1 rRNA gene (only partly in view) is annotated in these 318 nt (G+C 65.1%); it reads right to left on the bottom strand.

Annotated elements, in window-relative coordinates:
- A 23S ribosomal RNA gene (locus EHS19_RS10480) occupies positions 1-318 on the bottom strand (its annotated part continues 814 nt past the right edge of the window); the annotation flags it as partial.

The raw sequence follows: 318 nt of genomic DNA on the forward strand, positions 1-318 counted from the left end.
GGGGGGTCTCCCTTATGCCGAAGGCACGGGAGCGGTTTGCCGAGTTCCTTGACCAGGATTCGCTCGATCGCCTTGGTATTCTCTACCTGACCACCAGTGTCGGTTTCGGGTACGGGCGCCGTGTGCCCTCGCGACGAAGCTTTTCTCGACGGACGGGATCACCGGATCCACCCAAAAAAGGGCGTCCCGTCACGCCTCGCCCATAACGCCCCCCGGATTTGCCTGGGGAGCGGGCTCGAACGCTTGGCCATGGAAAACCACCTCCACGGCCGGCCGCCTGTCCGCGTCACTCCTCCGCTCGCCGACACCGCATCCACC

This window comes from Bifidobacterium jacchi (genome assembly GCF_009078285.1).
Taxonomy (GTDB): domain Bacteria; phylum Actinomycetota; class Actinomycetes; order Actinomycetales; family Bifidobacteriaceae; genus Bifidobacterium; species Bifidobacterium jacchi.